At 69.6% G+C, this 16,920-nt stretch carries 12 protein-coding genes; 4 read left to right on the top strand and 8 right to left on the bottom strand.

Translation table 11 applies throughout. The features are described 5' to 3' along the window. Positions 1-99: 99 nt before the first annotated feature. Genes rbsD through ACTWQO_RS40890 form a run of 5 tightly spaced genes read right to left on the bottom strand, consistent with a single transcriptional unit; the run spans position 100 to position 5,902 of the window. Positions 100-489, bottom strand: coding sequence for a D-ribose pyranase (gene rbsD / locus ACTWQO_RS40910; RefSeq protein WP_443242452.1), 390 nt, complete (start codon positions 487-489; stop codon positions 100-102). Beyond that, positions 486-1,388 (bottom strand): ribokinase, encoded by a 903-nt coding sequence (locus ACTWQO_RS40905; RefSeq protein WP_443242451.1) that lies wholly within the window; start codon positions 1,386-1,388, stop codon positions 486-488. Before ACTWQO_RS40905 ends, rbsD begins: the two co-directional genes overlap by 4 nt. 47 nt (positions 1,389-1,435) lie before the next feature. After that, positions 1,436-3,382, bottom strand: a complete 1,947-nt coding sequence (locus ACTWQO_RS40900; RefSeq protein ID WP_443242450.1) for an ABC transporter permease/substrate-binding protein — start codon at positions 3,380-3,382, stop codon at positions 1,436-1,438. Then, positions 3,372-4,892: a sugar ABC transporter ATP-binding protein gene (locus ACTWQO_RS40895; protein ID WP_443242449.1), complete on the bottom strand. Its 1,521-nt coding sequence runs from the start codon at positions 4,890-4,892 to the stop codon at positions 3,372-3,374. Before ACTWQO_RS40895 ends, ACTWQO_RS40900 begins: the two co-directional genes overlap by 11 nt. Next, entirely contained in the window at positions 4,889-5,902 is a 1,014-nt protein-coding gene (locus tag ACTWQO_RS40890; protein WP_443242448.1) for a LacI family DNA-binding transcriptional regulator, read from the bottom strand. Before ACTWQO_RS40890 ends, ACTWQO_RS40895 begins: the two co-directional genes overlap by 4 nt. Before the next feature lie 135 nt (positions 5,903-6,037). Here ACTWQO_RS40890 and recD2 point away from each other — a divergent pair, with 135 nt between their 5' ends. Both recD2 and ACTWQO_RS40880 read left to right on the top strand, forming a co-directional pair. Continuing rightward, positions 6,038-8,305, top strand: a complete 2,268-nt coding sequence (gene recD2, locus ACTWQO_RS40885) for an SF1B family DNA helicase RecD2 (RefSeq protein ID WP_443242447.1) — start codon at positions 6,038-6,040, stop codon at positions 8,303-8,305. A gap of 220 nt (positions 8,306-8,525) precedes the next feature. Then, positions 8,526-9,815, top strand: a complete 1,290-nt coding sequence (locus ACTWQO_RS40880) for a citrate synthase (RefSeq protein ID WP_362938109.1) — start codon at positions 8,526-8,528, stop codon at positions 9,813-9,815. Between the two features lie 729 nt (positions 9,816-10,544). Here ACTWQO_RS40880 and ACTWQO_RS40875 read toward each other — a convergent pair. The 3 genes from ACTWQO_RS40875 to ACTWQO_RS40865 form a co-directional block, all read right to left on the bottom strand. After that, complete coding sequence (locus tag ACTWQO_RS40875) at positions 10,545-12,782, bottom strand: heavy metal translocating P-type ATPase (RefSeq protein ID WP_443242446.1); 2,238 nt, start codon at positions 12,780-12,782, stop codon at positions 10,545-10,547. 69 nt (positions 12,783-12,851) lie between these two features. Continuing rightward, positions 12,852-13,067 carry a heavy-metal-associated domain-containing protein gene (locus ACTWQO_RS40870; protein WP_443242445.1) on the bottom strand — a complete coding sequence of 72 codons (216 nt, stop codon included), beginning with the start codon at positions 13,065-13,067 and terminating at the stop codon, positions 12,852-12,854. Positions 13,068-13,138: 71 nt separating this feature from the next. After that, positions 13,139-13,825, bottom strand: a complete 687-nt coding sequence (locus ACTWQO_RS40865; protein WP_443242444.1) for a TetR/AcrR family transcriptional regulator — start codon at positions 13,823-13,825, stop codon at positions 13,139-13,141. 128 nt (positions 13,826-13,953) lie between these two features. On the opposite strand from ACTWQO_RS40865, the gene ACTWQO_RS40860 reads away from it, so the two are divergent. Together ACTWQO_RS40860 and ACTWQO_RS40855 are read left to right on the top strand one after the other, a co-directional pair. Next, complete coding sequence (locus ACTWQO_RS40860) at positions 13,954-16,197, top strand: MMPL family transporter (protein ID WP_443242443.1); 2,244 nt, start codon at positions 13,954-13,956, stop codon at positions 16,195-16,197. A 127-nt stretch (positions 16,198-16,324) separates the two neighbouring features. Continuing rightward, a partial coding sequence (locus tag ACTWQO_RS40855; protein WP_443242442.1) for an alcohol dehydrogenase catalytic domain-containing protein occupies positions 16,325-16,920 on the top strand: 596 nt, incomplete at its 3' end.

Below are 16,920 nucleotides of genomic sequence, written 5' to 3'. Positions count from 1 at the left end.
GGGGGAGATCTGGGGGGATCGTGGGGTTCTGATGCGGAGGGGAAAACATGAGGGGGCCTGGTCGACGGACCGGGCCCTCTCAAGTCTGTTGAGTAGCCGCTAGAAGAAGACTCCGCACCTCAGCAGCACATTCGCGTACGGCTGTGCTTCCCCCGTCCGTACGACCAGCCGGGCGTGAGCCGTCAGATCCTTGAGCTTCTCGTGGGAGACCAGCTCCAGCTCGGGGAAGCGGCCGTCCAGCAGCGCTGAGGCCGCCGGATTGGCGTCCCGCACCTCCGTCGCCGCCGTCGCGCCCTCGATGACCAGCTCGGCCAGCAGACCGTCCAGCACCTCGGCGAAGGACGGCACCCCGGCCCGGAACGCCAGGTCCACGACGCGGGGCCCGTCCGGTATCGGCATGCCGGCGTCGCAGACCAGCACCCCGTCCCCGTGGCCCAGCTCGGCCAGGGCACCGGAGAGATGACGGTTGAGGATGCCCGCCTTCTTCACAGGGCGTCCACCTCTGCCGCCGTGGGGAACGACTCCTGCGCGCCCGGCTTGGTGACGGCCGCCGCTCCGACCCGGGCCGCGTACGCCGCCGCCTCGACCAGGGACGAGCCCGCGCCCAGCTTCCAGGCCAGCGCGCCCGTGAACGCGTCGCCCGCGCCCGTCGTGTCCACGGCGTTCACCTTCACGGACGGGACCCGGGTGACACCCTCGTTGGAGGCCACCAGCGCACCGTCCGCGCCCAGCGTCACGACGACCGACCGCGGGCCCTTCGCGAGCAGGATCCGCGCCCAGTCCTCGGGGGAATCCCCCACGGCGGACTCGCCCAGGATCACCTTCGCCTCGTGCTCGTTGACGATCAACGGGTCGCAGGCGGCGAGGAGTTCGGACGGCAGGGGGCGCGGCGGGGACGGGTTCAGTACGAAGCGGCTGCCGTCCGCGATGTTCCTCGCCACCTCCACGACCGTCTCCAGCGGAATCTCCAGCTGCGCCGAGACCACCCGGGACGCCTGGAAGAGGCTGGCCGCGACCCGTACGTCCGGTGGCGTCAGACGGGCGTTGGCGCCCGGCGAGACCACGATGCTGTTGTCCCCGGACGGGTCCACGGTGATCAGCGCCACCCCGGTCGGCGCGCCGCCGACCAGGACGCCCACCGTGTCGACGCCGGCCGCCCGCTGCGAGTCGAGCAGCAGCCGGCCGTTGGCGTCGTCGCCGACCCGGGCCAGCAGCGCCGTACGGGCCCCGAGCCGGGCGGCCGCGGCCGCCTGGTTCGCGCCCTTGCCGCCGGGGTGGACGGTCAGTTCGGAGCCGAGCACCGTCTCCCCGGCGGCGGGCCTCCGCTCGACGCCGATCACCAGGTCGGCGTTGGCGGACCCCACGACCAGGAGGTCGTAGTCGTACATGAAATGTCTCCCCGATTCGGTCCGGGTCGGTTTCGGTCGAGATCCGGTCAGCCGCCGAAGCCGGCCACGTTCTCCTTCGTGACCACCTTCACCGGCACCTTCACCGTCTTGCTGACGTTCTTCCCCTCGGCCGCCCGGACGGCGTTGTCCACGGCGATCCTCCCAAGCTGCTTGGGCTGCTGCGCCACGGATGCGTACAGCGTGCCTGCCTCGACCGCCTTCAGACCGTCCGGAGTGCCGTCGAAACCGACGACCTGGACCGACTTCCCGGCCTTCGACCCCAGCGCCTTGATCGCACCGAGCGCCATCTCGTCGTTCTCGGCGAAGACGCCGTCGATGCCGGGGTGGGCCTGGAGGAGGTTCGTCATCACGTCGAGGCCCTTGGTGCGGTCGAAGTCCGCGGGCTGCTTGGCGACGACCTTGATGCCCGGGTACTCCTTGAGTCCGGCCGCGAAGCCCGCGCCGCGCTCACGGCTGGCGGACGTACCGGCCTGGCCCTGGAGGATCACGATCGTGCCCTGACCGCCCAGCTTCTCGGCGAGCGCCTGGGCGCCCAGCTTGCCGCCCTCCACGTTGTCGGAGGCGACCAGCGCGGCGGTCTCCGCGTTGTTGACGCCGCGGTCGACGCCGACGACGGGGATGTCGGCCTGGTTGGCGGCCTGCACCGCCGGGCCCGCCGCGTCCGAGTCGACCGGGTTGACGATGATCGAGCCGAGGCCCTCGCTGGTGAAGTTCTGCAGCTGGTTGGCCTGTTGCGAGGCGTCGTTCTGCGCGTCGGTGACGGTCAGGTCGACGCCCAGCTTCTTCGCCTCAGCCTGGGCGCCGGCCCGGATCTGCACGAAGAACGGGTTGTTGAGGGTCGACAGGGACAGGCCCACCTTCTGCTGGGCCGCACTCGACGAGCCGGTGTGCAGCAGGGAGGTGGCGCCGACTATCGCGGCCGCGACCACCGCGGCGAGGAGGTACGTCACCGCCTGCTTGCCCTTGTTGCCGCCCCCGCCGGTCGTCACCGGAGTCGCTCCGGCCTTGCGGCGCACGGTGTCCAGCAGCACCGCCAGCGCGATCACGACACCGATGACGACCTGCTGCCAGAAGGCGGACACCGACAGGAGGTTGAGTCCGTTGCGCAGCACCGCCAGGATCAGCGCGCCGATCAGCGTGCCGGACGCCTTGCCGGTACCGCCCGCCAGCGAGGCGCCACCGATGACGACCGCGGCGATCGCGTCCAGCTCGTACCCCTGCGCGGCCTGCGGCTGCGCGGAGGACAGCCGCGAGGCGAGCACGATGCCCGCGGCGGCGGCGAACAGCCCGGAGAAGGCGTAGATCGCGAGCTTCTGCTTCTTCACCCGCAGCCCCGACAGCCGGGCCGCTTCCTCGTTGCCGCCGATCGCGTACATGGAGCGGCCGATGTACGTCCGTCCCAGCACGAAGGCCGTGATCAGCCCCATGACGACCATCACGAGCACGGGCACCGGCAGCCAGCCGCCCAGCGTGTCACCGAGGTGCGAGACGGAGTCCGGGAAGGCGATGGGGGAGCCCTGCGAGATCACCAGGGACAGACCGCGGGCCACCGAGAGCATGGCGAGCGTCGCGATGAACGGCGGGAGTTTGCCGTACGAGATCAGGAAGCCGTTGACCAGGCCGCACGCGATACCCGTGGCGACCGCGAGGAGGACGGCTATCGGGACCGGAATCCCCTCCGAAGTGGCGCTCCAGGCAAGGACGGTGGCCGACAGCGCGGCGACCGAGCCCACCGACAGGTCGATGCCCGCCGAGACGATCACGAAGGTCACACCGAAGGCGAGGATGGCGGTCACGGCCGCCTGGACGCCGACGTTGAGGAGGTTGTCCGTCGTCAGGAAGTCGCCGGACAGCGCCGACATGGCGATGACGAGGACGATCAGCGCGGTGAGCGCCCCGTTGTCGAGCAGGAGGCGGCGAAGCCCCGAGGCGCCACTCGCGCCCGATGTGCTCTTGAGCGTGTCAGCGGCCACGGGTGGCCTCCCTTTCTGTCGTGGGCGTGCTGACGGCGAGCGCCATCACCGCGTCCTGCGTTGCTTCGTCGGCGGCCAGTTCGCCCGCGATCCGGCCCTGGGCCATCACCAGCACCCGGTCGCTCATGCCGAGCACCTCGGGCAGATCGCTGGAGATCATCAGTACGGCGGCACCGGCGGCCGTCAGTTCATTGATCAGCTGGTAGATCTCGACCTTGGCGCCCACGTCGATCCCGCGCGTCGGCTCGTCGAGGATCAGCACCTTGGTGTCGGCGAGCAGCCACTTGCCGAGGACGACCTTCTGCTGGTTGCCGCCGGACAACGTCCGTACGTGCTGGCCGAGTCCGGCCATCCGCACGCCGAGCTGCCCGGCGATGCGCGCGGCGGCCTCGCGCTGTCCCCTGAGGTCGACGAGACCGGCACGGGAGGCGGCCCGCATGGTGACGAGACCGAGGTTCTCCTCGACGGAGGCGTCGAGCACCAGGCCCTGGCCCTTGCGGTCCTCGGGGATCAGCCCGATGCCCGCGGTCATCGCCGCGTTGACGTCGTACTTGGGAACCGGGGAACCGGAGACCTTCACGGCGCCCTTGTCGTACGGGTCGGCGCCGAACACGGCCCGCACGACCTCCGTACGACCGGCTCCGACGAGCCCGGCGATCCCGACGACCTCACCGGCGCGCACCTCGAAGGACACGTCGTGGAAGACGCCGTCCCTGGTGAGCCCCTCCACCTTGAGCAGGGCGTCCCCGGTGTCGGCGCGCTCCCGCGGGTACTGCTGGTCGATCGACCGCCCGACCATCAGGCGTACCAGCTCGTCCTCGGGCGTGGCGGCGGGGACCTGTCCGACGGACCTGCCGTCCCGGATGACCGTGACCCGGTCTCCCAGGGCGGCGATCTCCTCCAGGTGATGCGTGATGAAGACGATGCCGACGCCGTCCTCGCGCAGCGTGCGCACGATGGAGAAGAGCTTCTCGACCTCCTCGGAGGTGAGCACGGCGGTCGGCTCGTCCATGATGAGCACGCGCGCGTGGAGGCTGAGTGCCTTCGCGATCTCCACCATCTGGAGGCGGGCGATACCGAGTTCACGCACACGCGCGCGGGGCGACACATGGACGCCGACCCGCTCCAGCAGGACGGCGGCCTCGGCCTCCATCCGCTTGCGGTCGATCATCCCGTAGCGGCGCGGCTGGCGGCCCAGGAAGATGTTCTCGGCGACCGTCAGATCGGGAACCAGGTTGAACTCCTGGTAGATGGTGGCGATGCCCAGCCGCTCGGCGTCCTGCGCCCCGCGGATCTGCGTCTCCTTGCCGTCGACCAGGACGCGGCCCTTGTCGGGGTGGTAGGCGCCCGACAGCATCTTGATCAGCGTGCTCTTGCCGGCGCCGTTCTCGCCGAGGAGCACATGCACCTCGCCCCGGCGCAGGTCGAAGTCGACGCCGTCGAGCGCGACCACACCGGGGAAGGACTTGCGTATGCCCTCGATGCGCAGCAACTCGTCCTCGTTGCTCACGACGTGCTCCTGTTCTGTTCGGGGTTCTCGCCGCACGAGCGGCGTACGACGAGCCGGGCGGCGAGAGTGACGGACTCGCCGGGCCGCCCTTCGATGCGGTCGACGAGCGCCCGGACGGCGGCCCGGCCCAGCTCGCCGGTCGGCTGGGCGATGGCGGTGATCGGGGGATCGGTGTGCACGAACCAGCGGATGTCGTCGAACGCGGCCAGTGCTATGTCACGTGGCACTCGCATCCCGCGCGCGCGTACGGCATCCAGCGCGCCGAGCGCCATCAGGTTGTCGGCGGCGAAGACGACCTCGGGCGGCTCGGCCAGATCGAGGAAGCCGTCGGTGACCCGGCGTCCGCTCTCGGCCTGGAAGTCGCCCTGCCCTATGTAGGCGGCCGGGAGCGGAATCCCGTACTCGGCCAGGGCCTCCCGGAAGGCCTCGACACGCTCGCTGCCGGTGGTGGTGGCAGCGGGGCCCGCGATGATGGCGAGCCGCCGGTGCCCGAGCCCGTGCAGATGCGCGACAAGATCCCGTACGGCGGCCCGCCCGTCGGCGCGCACCACGGGTACGTCCACACCCGGAATCCACCGGTCCACGAACACCATCGGCGTCCCCCGCGCGGCGTCCAGCATCAGCGGGGAGCCGCCGTCGGTGGGGGAGACCAGCAGCCCGTCGATGCGCCGGTCCAGCAGATTCCGTACGTGGTGGTCCTGCAACTCGGGCCGCTCGTCGGCGTTCCCGATGATCACGCTGTAGCCGAGCGCGCGGGCCTCCTCCTCGACGGAGCGGGCCAGCTCGGTGAAGTACGGATTCATCACGTCGCTGATGACCAGGCCGAGGGTGTGGGTCTGGTCGGTGCGCAGGGAGCGGGCGACGGCGTTCGGACGGTAGTCCAGCGTCTCGACGGCGGCCAGCACACGCGTGCGCGCGTCCGCGCTGACCGACGGATGCTCGTTCAGGACGCGCGACACCGTGGCGACGGAAACCCCCGCCTCGGCAGCGACGTCCTTGATGCTCGCCATCGCCGCTCCACCTCCTCGTGGATGCATGGAATCGATTACATCGATTGCGTACAGAGGATTGGAATCGATTACACGAACGTTGACAAGAGTGCGAGACCGGATCGTGATGTCAGAGGCCGGCTGTAGCGTCGGATCATGGCCAATCAGGCGGGGAGCCAGGCGGCGGGCGGTGAGCGACGACTCGCCGTGATCGAGGGTGTCCTGGAGCGGATCACGTATGCCAACGAGGAGAACGGCTACACGGTCGCCCGCGTCGACACCGGCCGCGGCGGCGGGGATCTGCTGACCGTCGTCGGTGCGCTGCTCGGGGCCCAGGTCGGGGAGTCGCTGCGGCTGGAGGGCCGCTGGGGCTCGCATCCGCAGTACGGCAAGCAGTTCACCGTCGAGAACTACACGACGGTCCTGCCGGCCACCGTCCAGGGCATCCGCCGCTATCTCGGCTCCGGGCTGGTCAAGGGGATCGGGCCGGTCTTCGCCGACCGGATCACCCAGCACTTCGGCCTGGACACCCTGCAGATCATCGAGGAGGAGCCCAAGCGGCTCATCGAGGTCCCCGGGCTCGGTCCCAAGCGGACCAAGAAGATCGCCGACGCCTGGGAGGAGCAGAAGGCGATCAAGGAGGTCATGCTCTTTCTGCAGACGGTGGAGGTGTCCACGTCCATCGCCGTCCGCATCTACAAGAAGTACGGCGACGCCTCGATCTCCGTGGTGAAGAACCAGCCCTATCGCCTCGCCTCCGACGTCTGGGGCATCGGCTTCCTCACCGCCGACAAGATCGCCCAGTCCGTCGGCATCCCGCACGACAGCCCGGAGCGGGTCAAGGCGGGCCTGCAGTACGCGCTGTCGCAGGCCACCGACCAGGGCAACTGCTACCTCCCCGAGGAGCAGCTGATCGCCGACGCGGTGAAGCTGCTGCAGGTGGACACCGGCCTGGTCATCGAGTGCCTCGCCGAGCTGGCGGCGCCCGGCGAGGAGGGCGAGGACCCCGGCGTCGTACGGGAGAAGGTGCCGGGCCCGGACGGTGGAGCCGTCACCGCCGTGTACCTCGTCCCCTTCCACCGCGCCGAACTCTCCCTCTCCGCCCAGCTGTTGCGCCTCCTGCGCACCGACGAGGACCGGATGCCCGGCTTCCATGACGTGGCCTGGGACAAGGCGCTCGGCTGGCTGAAGGGCCGTACGGGCGCCGACCTCGCCCCCGAGCAGGAGGCCGCCGTCAAGCTGGCGCTGACGAAGAAGGTCGCGGTGCTCACCGGCGGGCCGGGCTGCGGCAAGTCCTTCACGGTCCGCTCGATCGTGGAACTGGCCCGCGCCAAGAAGGCGAAGGTCGTCCTCGCCGCCCCCACCGGCCGCGCCGCCAAACGCCTCGCCGAACTCACCGGCGCCGAGGCCTCCACCGTCCACCGCCTGCTGGAGCTGAAGCCCGGCGGCGACGCCGCCTACGACAAGGACCGGCCCCTGGACGCCGACCTGGTGGTGGTGGACGAGGCCTCCATGCTGGACCTCCTGCTCGCCAACAAGCTGGTGAAGGCGGTGCCTCCGGGGGCCCACCTGCTGTTCGTCGGGGACGTCGACCAACTGCCCAGCGTCGGAGCCGGCGAGGTGCTGCGCGATCTGCTGGCCGACGGCAGCCCGATCCCCGCCGTCCGCCTCACGCGCGTGTTCCGCCAGGCCCAGCAGTCGGGCGTGGTGACGAACGCGCACCGGATCAACTCCGGGCAGCATCCGGTCACCGACGGCATGAAGGACTTCTTCCTCTTCGTCGAGGACGACACGGAGGAGGCCGGCCGGCTCACGGTGGACGTGGCGGCACGGCGGATTCCGGCCAAGTTCGGGCTCGACCCGCGCCGCGACGTCCAGGTGCTCGCCCCCATGCACCGGGGGCCCGCGGGCGCCGGCAACCTCAACGGCCTGCTCCAGCAGGCGATCACACCCGGCCGCCCCGACCTGTCCGAGAAGCGGTTCGGCGGCCGTGTCTTCCGGGTCGGCGACAAGGTCACCCAGATTCGCAACAATTACGAGAAAGGCAAGAACGGTGTCTTCAACGGCACCGTCGGCGTGGTCACCTCGCTCGACCCGGTCGACCAGCGCCTCACGGTGCTGACCGACGAAGATGAGGAGGTTCCGTACGAATTCGACGAGCTGGACGAGCTGGCCCATGCGTACGCGGTGACGATTCACCGCTCGCAGGGGAGTGAATATCCGGCGGTGGTGATCCCGGTGACCACCGGGGCCTGGATGATGCTCCAGCGGAATCTGCTGTACACCGCGGTGACCCGGGCCAAGAAGCTGGTCGTCCTCGTCGGTTCACGCAAGGCGATCGGACAGGCGGTGCGCACGGTGTCGGCGGGACGCCGCTGTACGGCCCTCGACTTCAGGCTCTCGCCGCGGCCCCTGAACGGCTGACGAGAGGCCGTGGGAAAAATGATCGATCAAATGAGTCGTTTGGGTCACACAGCACTAGCAGACGGGGAACAAGAAGGGGCAGGATGAACAGTTGGCGGCACTCAGTGCCGCCAATAGGCCCAATGGTCGACCCCGAGTGCACTCTCCTGCGCCAAATGGGGGATGGTAGAGACAGTCAGGGCAACCTCGAAGATGAGGCACAACGTCGGTGAGGGAAGACGTGAGCGACAACTCTGTAGTACTGCGGTACGGCGACGGCGAGTACACCTACCCGGTGATCGACAGCACCGTCGGTGACAAGGGCTTCGACATCGGCAAGCTCCGCGCCCAGACCGGTCTGGTGACGCTGGACAGCGGTTACGGCAACACCGCCGCGTACAAATCCGCCATTACCTATCTGGACGGCGAAGCGGGCATTCTGCGGTACCGCGGCTACCCGATCGAGCAGCTGGCCGAGCGCTCCACCTTCCTGGAGGTCGCCTACCTGCTGATCAACGGCGAGCTGCCGACCGTCGACGAGCTCACCACGTTCAAGAACGACATCACGCAGCACACCCTGCTGCACGAGGACGTCAAGAACTTCTACAAGGGCTTCCCGCGCGACGCCCACCCGATGGCGATGCTGTCGTCGGTCGTCTCGGCGCTGTCGACCTTCTACCAGGACAGCCACAATCCGTTCGACGAGACGCAGCGCAACCTCTCCACGATCCGGCTGCTCGCCAAGCTTCCGACGATCGCGGCGTACGCGTACAAGAAGTCGATCGGCCACCCCTTCGTCTACCCGCGCAACGACCTCGGGTACGTCGAGAACTTCCTGCGCATGACCTTCTCGGTGCCGGCTCAGGAGTACGACCTCGACCCGGTCGTGGTCGCCGCCCTCGACAAGCTGCTGATCCTGCACGCGGACCACGAGCAGAACTGCTCGACCTCGACGGTGCGTCTGGTGGGCTCCTCGCAGGCGAACATGTTCGCCTCGATCTCCGCCGGCATCTCCGCCCTGTGGGGGCCGCTGCACGGCGGTGCCAACCAGTCCGTCCTGGAGATGCTCGAGGGCATCCAGGCGTCCGGCGGCGATGTCGACTCCTTCATCCGCAAGGTGAAGAACAAGGAGGACGGCGTCCGTCTGATGGGCTTCGGCCACCGGGTCTACAAGAACTTCGACCCGCGCGCGAAGATCATCAAGGCGGCGGCGCACGATGTCCTCTCGGCCCTCGGCAAGTCCGACGAGCTGCTGGACATCGCGCTGAAGCTGGAGGAGCACGCGCTCTCCGACGACTACTTCGTCTCGCGCAGCCTCTACCCGAACGTCGACTTCTACACCGGCCTGATCTACCGCGCCATGGGCTTCCCGACCGAGATGTTCACGGTCCTCTTCGCCCTCGGCCGCCTGCCGGGCTGGATCGCCCAGTGGCACGAAATGATCAAGGAGCCCGGCTCCCGCATCGGCCGCCCGCGCCAGATCTACACGGGCGTGGTCGAGCGCGACTTCGTGCCGGTCGAGGCTCGCTGACACCTGCCGGTGAGGGGCGCCGGGTCACTGGTGCCCCGTCACTGGGGCTTGCCCTGCGGTTTCGGGCGCGCGTGCCGGACCCTTCTGTGATGGGCGCGGTGGCTCCGGAGGCGCGAAGCGCTGAGCACGGTCGGCTTCTCGACACCGACTTTGGCGCCCCGGAGGCGAACCGAGCCCCAAAAAAGAGGAAGGCGCCCTGCGCCGGTCCCCCCACGGGCCGACGATCAGGGCGCCTTCCCATGTCCCGGTGCGGATTCCCCCCACGGGATCCGGCCGGGCGTCTGTGAGAAACCAGCGCCTGAAATCGCTGTCAAGCAAACTGCCGAGGCAGCCTTTGAGTAAAACGAGTGGAACTCGTCGTACTCCTGGGGTGTGCGGTCTGCCGGGACAGCGCACGATCGGGAGGGCCGCTCAAAGCTTCCCGTCTGTACGTGCCCCGGCAACGCAGCTCTGAGGAAGTCCCCCAAGACATCCTCAGATGTCAGTTGGCGCCCCCCAAGACGCTTCCTGACATCGTCAATTTAGACCTTCGAACCCCTTCGATGGTTACCTTCTCATCACTGTGATCTGCGTCTCTTGCATATGTCCGTTAGATGCGCAAGAGCCCCGATTTGCTGATCGGGGCCTCATCGTAAGGATGATGCGTGAGCCTTGTGAAGAGCTTATGTGAGGCTCGTCGCGGACTCTAGAGGGTCTCTCACCTCAGCTTCCGCGTAACCAGCGGTAACTTCAGCGGAATGTCCGCAGTCGAAGGCTGTTCGTCACCACGAACACGGACGAGAAGGCCATCGCCGCCCCGGCGATCATCGGGTTCAGCAGCCCCGTCGCGGCCAGCGGCAGCGCGGCCACGTTGTATCCGAACGCCCACACAAGGTTTCCCCTGATCGTGGACAGCGTCTTGCGGGACAGCCGGATCGCGTCCGCGGCCACCCGCAGATCCCCGCGCACCAGCGTCAGATCGCTCGCCTCGATCGCCGCGTCCGTCCCCGTGCCCATCGCCAGCCCGAGATCGGCGGTGGCGAGCGCCGCCGCGTCGTTGACGCCGTCACCGACCATGGCGACCGTACGTCCCTCGCGCTGCAGTCGCCGTACGACATCGACCTTGTCCTCGGGCAGCACCTCGGCGATCACCTCGTCGATCCCGATGGCCCGCGCGACCGCCTGCGCGACCGCCCGGTTGTCGCCGGTCAGTAGCACCGGCGTGAGCCCCAGCGCGCGCAGCTCGCGCACCGCCTCGGCGCTGGTCTCCTTGACGGCGTCCGCGACGGCGACGACACCGCGTGCCACTCCGTCCCAGCCGACGACGACGGCCGTACGACCGCTGCTCTCGGCCTGGCCCTTCGCCCGCGTCAACTCCTCGGGGAGAGCGTCATAGAGGCGCCCCACGGCCACCTCACGGCCCTCCACGCGTCCTCGCACACCCCTCCCGGGTACGTTCTCGAATCCTTCGGCCTGCGGCAGCGGTCCGACGCGCGCCTCCGCGCCCACGGCGACCGCACGGGCGACGGGATGCTCGGAGGCGTGCTCCAGGGCGCCGGCGAGCCGCAGCAGCTCCTGCTCGTCGACGCCTTCGGCGACGTACACCTTCTGGAGGGTCATCCGGCCGGTGGTGACCGTTCCGGTCTTGTCCAGGACGACCGTGTCGACGCGGCGGGTGGACTCCAGGACCTCGGGGCCCTTGATGAGGATGCCGAGCTGGGCGCCGCGGCCGGTGCCGACCATGAGGGCGGTCGGGGTGGCCAGGCCCAGCGCGCACGGGCAGGCGATGATCAGGACCGCGACGGCCGCGGTGAACGCGGCGACGGTGTCGCCGGTGAGGCCGAGCCAGGCGCCGAACGTGGCGACCGCGATGAGGATGACGACCGGCACGAAGACCCCGGAGATCCGGTCGGCGAGCCGCTGCACCTCGGCCTTGCCGTTCTGCGCGTCCTCCACCAGCTTGGCCATCCGGGCGAGTTGGGTGTCGCCGCCGACCCGGACGGCCTCGACGACCAGCCGCCCGCCCGCGTTGACCGTGGCGCCCGTGACCGCGTCCCCGACCGTCACATCCACCGGCACGGACTCGCCGGTCAGCATGGAGGCGTCGACGGCGGAGGAGCCCTCCACGACCGTCCCGTCGGTGGCCACCTTCTCGCCGGGCCGTACGACGAACCGGTCACCGACAGCCAGCCGGGCCACCGGAATCCGCACTTCCCGCCCATCGCGCAGGACGGCGACGTCCTTCGCACCCAATTCCATGAGCGCCCGCAGGGCGGCCCCCGCGCGGCGCTTGGAGCGGGCCTCCAGATAGCGGCCCAGCAGGATGAACGCGACGACTCCGGACGCCACTTCGAGGTAGATCGTCGACGCGCCGTCCATGCCGCCGACGGTCAGCCGGAAACTGTCCCGCATGCCCGGCATGCCCGCGTCGCCGAAGAACAGCGCCCACAGGGACCAGCCGAACGCGGCCAGCGTGCCGAGCGACACCAGCGTGTCCATGGTGGCGGCGCCGTGCCTGAGGTTCGTCCAGGCGGCCTTGTGGAAGGGCCACCCGCCCCAGACGACGGCGGGCGCGGCGAGGGTGAGCGCGAGCCACTGCCAGTAGTCGAACTGGAGGGGCGGGACCATCGACAGCACGATGACCGGGATGGCGAGCAGCGCGGAGACGGTGAAGCGGTGCCGGTAGGACGTGAGTTCGGGGTCCTCGGGCGATGTCGCCTCGCTGACGGGCGCGGGCTCCTCGGCCGTATAGCCGGTCTTGACGACCGTGGTGATCAGGTCCGCGACCTCGAGGCCGGCGGGGTAGGTGACCCTGGCCTTCTCCGTCGCGAAGTTCACCGTGGCCGTCACGCCGTCCATGCGGTTGAGCTTCTTCTCGACGCGGGCCGCACAGGCGGCGCAGGTCATCCCGCCGATGAGCAGCTCGACCTCGGAGGTCGTGGCTACCTGCGCCGGAGCGGCGGAGGCGGTGGTGATGATGCCGGTCATGCGCTCAAGTGCTCTCGGAGTGCGCTCACGGTGTTCTCTGGGGGTTCTCTGGGTGTTCTCGGAGTGCTCTCAGACCGTGCCGACGAGCTCGAAGCCGGCCTCGTCGACGGCGGCACGCACGGCCTCTTCGTCCAGTGCGGCCTCCGAGGTGACGGTGACCTCGCCGGTCGAGGCGACGGCCTTCACCGAGCTGACACCGGGGAGTTCGGAGATCTCGCCGGAGACGGCGCCCTCGCAGTGTCCGCAGCTCATCCCGCTGACCTTGTACGTGGCGGTGATGCTCATGTCGTTACTCCTCGTGGAGGCATGTGGGGCTGAGGGGGCCCTGGGGAGCCCCTTACCCACAGACTATACCCCTAGGGGGTACCTCTCCAAGAGGGGGTCGGCGGCGTCGTGGTGAGGTTCGTGCGGCCGAGTCGGTCGCCGACCATCGGGTCCAGGTAGCGGATCAGGACGTTCTTCAATTCCTGTATGTACGCGTCGCGTTCGGCGCCCTCGTGGGCGAGCACCAGTTCCAGGCCGGCCATGTACATCCCGAGCACGACATGCGCGGTGCGGGTGATGTCGGTGGCCGGGGTGTCCGGCAGGAGTGAGGAGAGCAGGCCCTCCACCCGGGCGAGCAGGGTCGCGTGCAGCGCGTCGTGGTCCTCGGCGATCCGGCCGGGGACGTCGGGGCCGTGCATCAGCGCGAAGAACACGGGGTTTGCGCAGTTGAAGGCGATGAAGCGGTCGACAGCCGCGCCGACGGCCTCCTCCAGCGGGGTCGCGGGGTCGATCGGCGCGAGCGCCTCGCCGTACGCCTCCCGCATCTCGTGCATGAGCCGGTCGCCCAGCTCGATCGCGATCGCTTCCTTGTTCGGAAAGAACTGGTACAGCGTGCCCGGCGAGACGCCCGCCTCGCGGGCGATGGCGTTGGCGCTGGCCGCCGTGTAGCCGGTCGCGCAGAAGACGGTGGCCGCGGCCTCCAGCAGCTGGGCGATACGGCGCTCACCGCGGGCCTGGCGGCGGCGCGGCTGGTCCTTCTTCTCCTGGTTGTCGGACACGCGGTTATCCCCAGCTCTCGGAACGTCATTGACAAACACGAGTGACCGCTCGCATTCTGGAGTCGGAACGCGAGCGATGTCTCGTGTTTTCCAGTCTATGGTTTCCACGGCGAGGGGGACACCGCACCATGACCGAAGTCAACAGCCCGCCCAGGGTCGGAGGCTGGACCCGCCTCGTCACCGCCCGACCCCGGTTGTCGCTGCTCGCGGCCCTGGTGCTGACCGCCCTGGCCGTGCTGGCCGGCGGCGGTGTCGCCGACCGGCTGGGGAGTGGCGGCTGGGAGGACCCGGACGCCGAGTCGACCTACGCGACCAAGGCGCTGGAGCGTGAATTCCCCGCCTCCCAGCCCAACTTCCTGCTGCTCGTCGACGCGGGCCGCGCCTCGGTCGACGATCCGGCGGTCGCCGCCGAGGCCGAGCGTATCGCCGAGCGGCTGGCAAGGGAGAAGGGCGTCATAGGTGTCGGCTCCTACTGGCAGGCGGAACCCTCGGCGGCTGCCGCGCTGCGCGCCAAGGACGGACACGAAGCGCTGATCGCCGCCCGCCTCACCGGCGACGAGACGGCGATGGGCGAGACCCTGGACCGCATCCTGCCCTCGTTCCGCGGCACGCACGGCCCGGTGGAGGTGAAGGTCGGCGGCATGGTCGCCGTGCGGCACGAGATGCAGACGATCATCCAGGAGGACCTGACCCGCGCCGAGGTGATCGCCCTGCCGGTGACCCTCGTCCTGCTGGTGATGGTCTTCGGCAGCGCGGTCGCGGCCCTGCTGCCGCTCGGCATCGGCATCGTCGCGATCCTGGGGACGAACGCGGTACTGCGCGGCCTCACCGAGTTCACCGACGTCTCCATCTTCGCGATGAACCTGACCACGGCCCTGGGCCTGGGCCTGGCCGTCGACTACGCCCTGTTCATCGTCCGCCGCTACCGCGAGGAACTCTCCAGAGGAGCCGAGCCGTTGACGGCGGTCGGCACCACACTGCGCACGGCGGGCCGCACCGTCCTCTTCTCCGCCCTCACGGTCGCGGTGTCGCTGGCGGCGATGCTGCTCTTCCCGCAGTACTTCCTGCGGTCCTTCGCCTACGCCGGCATCGCCGTGGTGCTGCTGGCCGCGGCGGCGGCGCTGATCCTGCTCCCGGCGGCGCTGGTCCTGCTGGGCCACCGGGTGAACGCACTGGATCTGCGGAAGCTGTTCCGACGCGGAAGGCCGTCCAAGGCGACCGGCACCCCCGGCACCGCTGAGGAGGAGGGCACGGGCTGGGCGCGCACCGCGTCCCTCGTCATGCGCCGCGCCCCGTTCTTCGCCCTGGGCACCACGGCCGTGCTGGTGCTGCTGGGCCTGCCGTTCCTGGGCGTGAAGTTCGGCACGGCGGACGACCGCCAGCTGCCGTCCAGCGCCGAGTCCCACGTCGTGCAGCAGCACATCCGGGAGGGCTTCCCGGGCAGCCCCGGCGGTGGCCTCGAAGTGCTGGCCGAGGGAGGGGCAACCAAGGCGCAGTACACCGCCTACAAGCAGCGGATCACCGCCCTTCCCGACGTGCTGCGGGTCGAGGGCCCGCTGGTCAAGGGCGACTCGGCCTACTTCACGGTGCAGCCCGAGGGCGAGCCGGTCGACGACCCGGCCCAGCGACTCGTCGGCGAACTACGGGAAACGGACGCCCCCTTCGACACCGAGGTGACCGGCACCGCGGCCGTCCTGGTCGACTCCAAGGACGCGATCGCCGAGCAACTGCCCTGGGCGGCGGCCTTCATCGCCATAGTCACCCTGCTCCTGGTCTTCCTCCTCACCGGCAGCGTGCTCATCCCCCTCCAGGCGGTGGTGCTCAACGCGCTCAGCCTGACGGCGATGTTCGGCGCGGTGGTCTGGGTCTTCCAGGACGGCCATCTCTCCGGCCTGCTCGGTTTCACCAGCCCCGGCTCCATCGAGACCACCCTCCCGGTCCTGATGTTCTGCGTGGCCTTCGGACTCTCCATGGACTACGGCGTGTTCCTGCTCTCCCGCATCAAGGAGGAGTACGACCACACAGGCGACCACCAGCAGGCAGTCCGGCACGGCCTGCAGCGCACAGGCGGCCTGATCACCGCCGCCGCCGTCATCCTGGCCGTGGTGATGGTCGCCATAGGCACCTCCCGAGTAACCAACACCAAGATGCTCGGCCTGGGCATCGCCCTGGCGGTCCTCATGGACGCCATGATCATCCGCAGCCTCCTGGTCCCAGCAGTCATGCGCCTCACGGGCAGAGCAACTTGGTGGGCACCGGGGCCACTGCGCCGCTTGCATCAGCGGTTCGGCTTGAGCGAGGGGGATGGAAGCGCGGAGGCGAGTGCGACGAGGGTCAAGGAGGAGGAACGGGACAAGGTCACGCAGGGTTGATCAGCGCCCCGAAGGGGCGCGGGGCTGTTATCGATATGCGGCTCCGCCGCGTGGGCGCGACCAGCCACGATGGTGCCGCAGACAACAAACCGGCATATCGCGGCACCCACCTCGGAGGCGGAAGCACATGCGCGCAGTGATGTTCGAGCGGTACGGGCAACCGGCCGAGGTCAGAAACGACGCCCCGGACCCCACCCCCGCCCCCCACGGAGTGCTCGTACGCGTAGAGGCAACCGGCCTCTGCCGCAGCGACTGGCACGGCTGGCAAGGCCACGACGAGGACATCACGCTCCCGCACGTTCCGGGCCATGAACTCGCCGGTGTCGTCGAGGCGGTGGGCGACCGAGTGACCGCATGGCGGCCTGGCGACCGAGTGACCGTCCCGTTCGTCTGCGCCTGCGGCACCTGCGCATCCTGCGCGGCGGGCGACCAGCAGGTGTGCGAGCGCCAGACCCAGCCCGGCTTCACCCACTGGGGCTCGTTCGCCGAGTACGTCGCGCTGGACCACGCCGACGTCAACCTCGTCGCGGTGCCCGACGGCATGTCGTTCGCGACGGCGGCCTCGCTGGGCTGCCGGTTCGCGACGGCGTTCCGGGCGGTGGTGCAGCAGGGGCGGGTGGCGGCGGGGGAGTGGGTCGCGGTGCACGGCTGCGGGGGCGTGGGCCTGTCGGCGGTGATGATCGCGGCGGCGTCCGGAGCGAGGGTGATCGCCGTCGACGTATC

Origin of the sequence: Streptomyces sp. 4N124 (genome assembly GCF_052245395.1) — a bacterium.
Lineage (GTDB): Bacteria > Actinomycetota > Actinomycetes > Streptomycetales > Streptomycetaceae > Streptomyces.
This window is presented reverse-complemented; position numbering and strand designations above follow the sequence as displayed.

Coding starts and splice junctions, on each gene's coding strand:
- ACTWQO_RS40905 (WP_443242451.1), bottom strand. CDS start 1,388: ATGTACGACTACGACCTCCTGGTCGTGGGGTCCGCCAACGCCGACCTG.
- ACTWQO_RS40890 (WP_443242448.1), bottom strand. CDS start 5,902: ATGGCGAGCATCAAGGACGTCGCTGCCGAGGCGGGGGTTTCCGTCGCC.
- recD2 (WP_443242447.1), top strand. CDS start 6,038: ATGGCCAATCAGGCGGGGAGCCAGGCGGCGGGCGGTGAGCGACGACTC.
- ACTWQO_RS40875 (WP_443242446.1), bottom strand. CDS start 12,782: ATGACCGGCATCATCACCACCGCCTCCGCCGCTCCGGCGCAGGTAGCC.
- ACTWQO_RS40870 (WP_443242445.1), bottom strand. CDS start 13,067: ATGAGCATCACCGCCACGTACAAGGTCAGCGGGATGAGCTGCGGACAC.
- ACTWQO_RS40860 (WP_443242443.1), top strand. CDS start 13,954: ATGACCGAAGTCAACAGCCCGCCCAGGGTCGGAGGCTGGACCCGCCTC.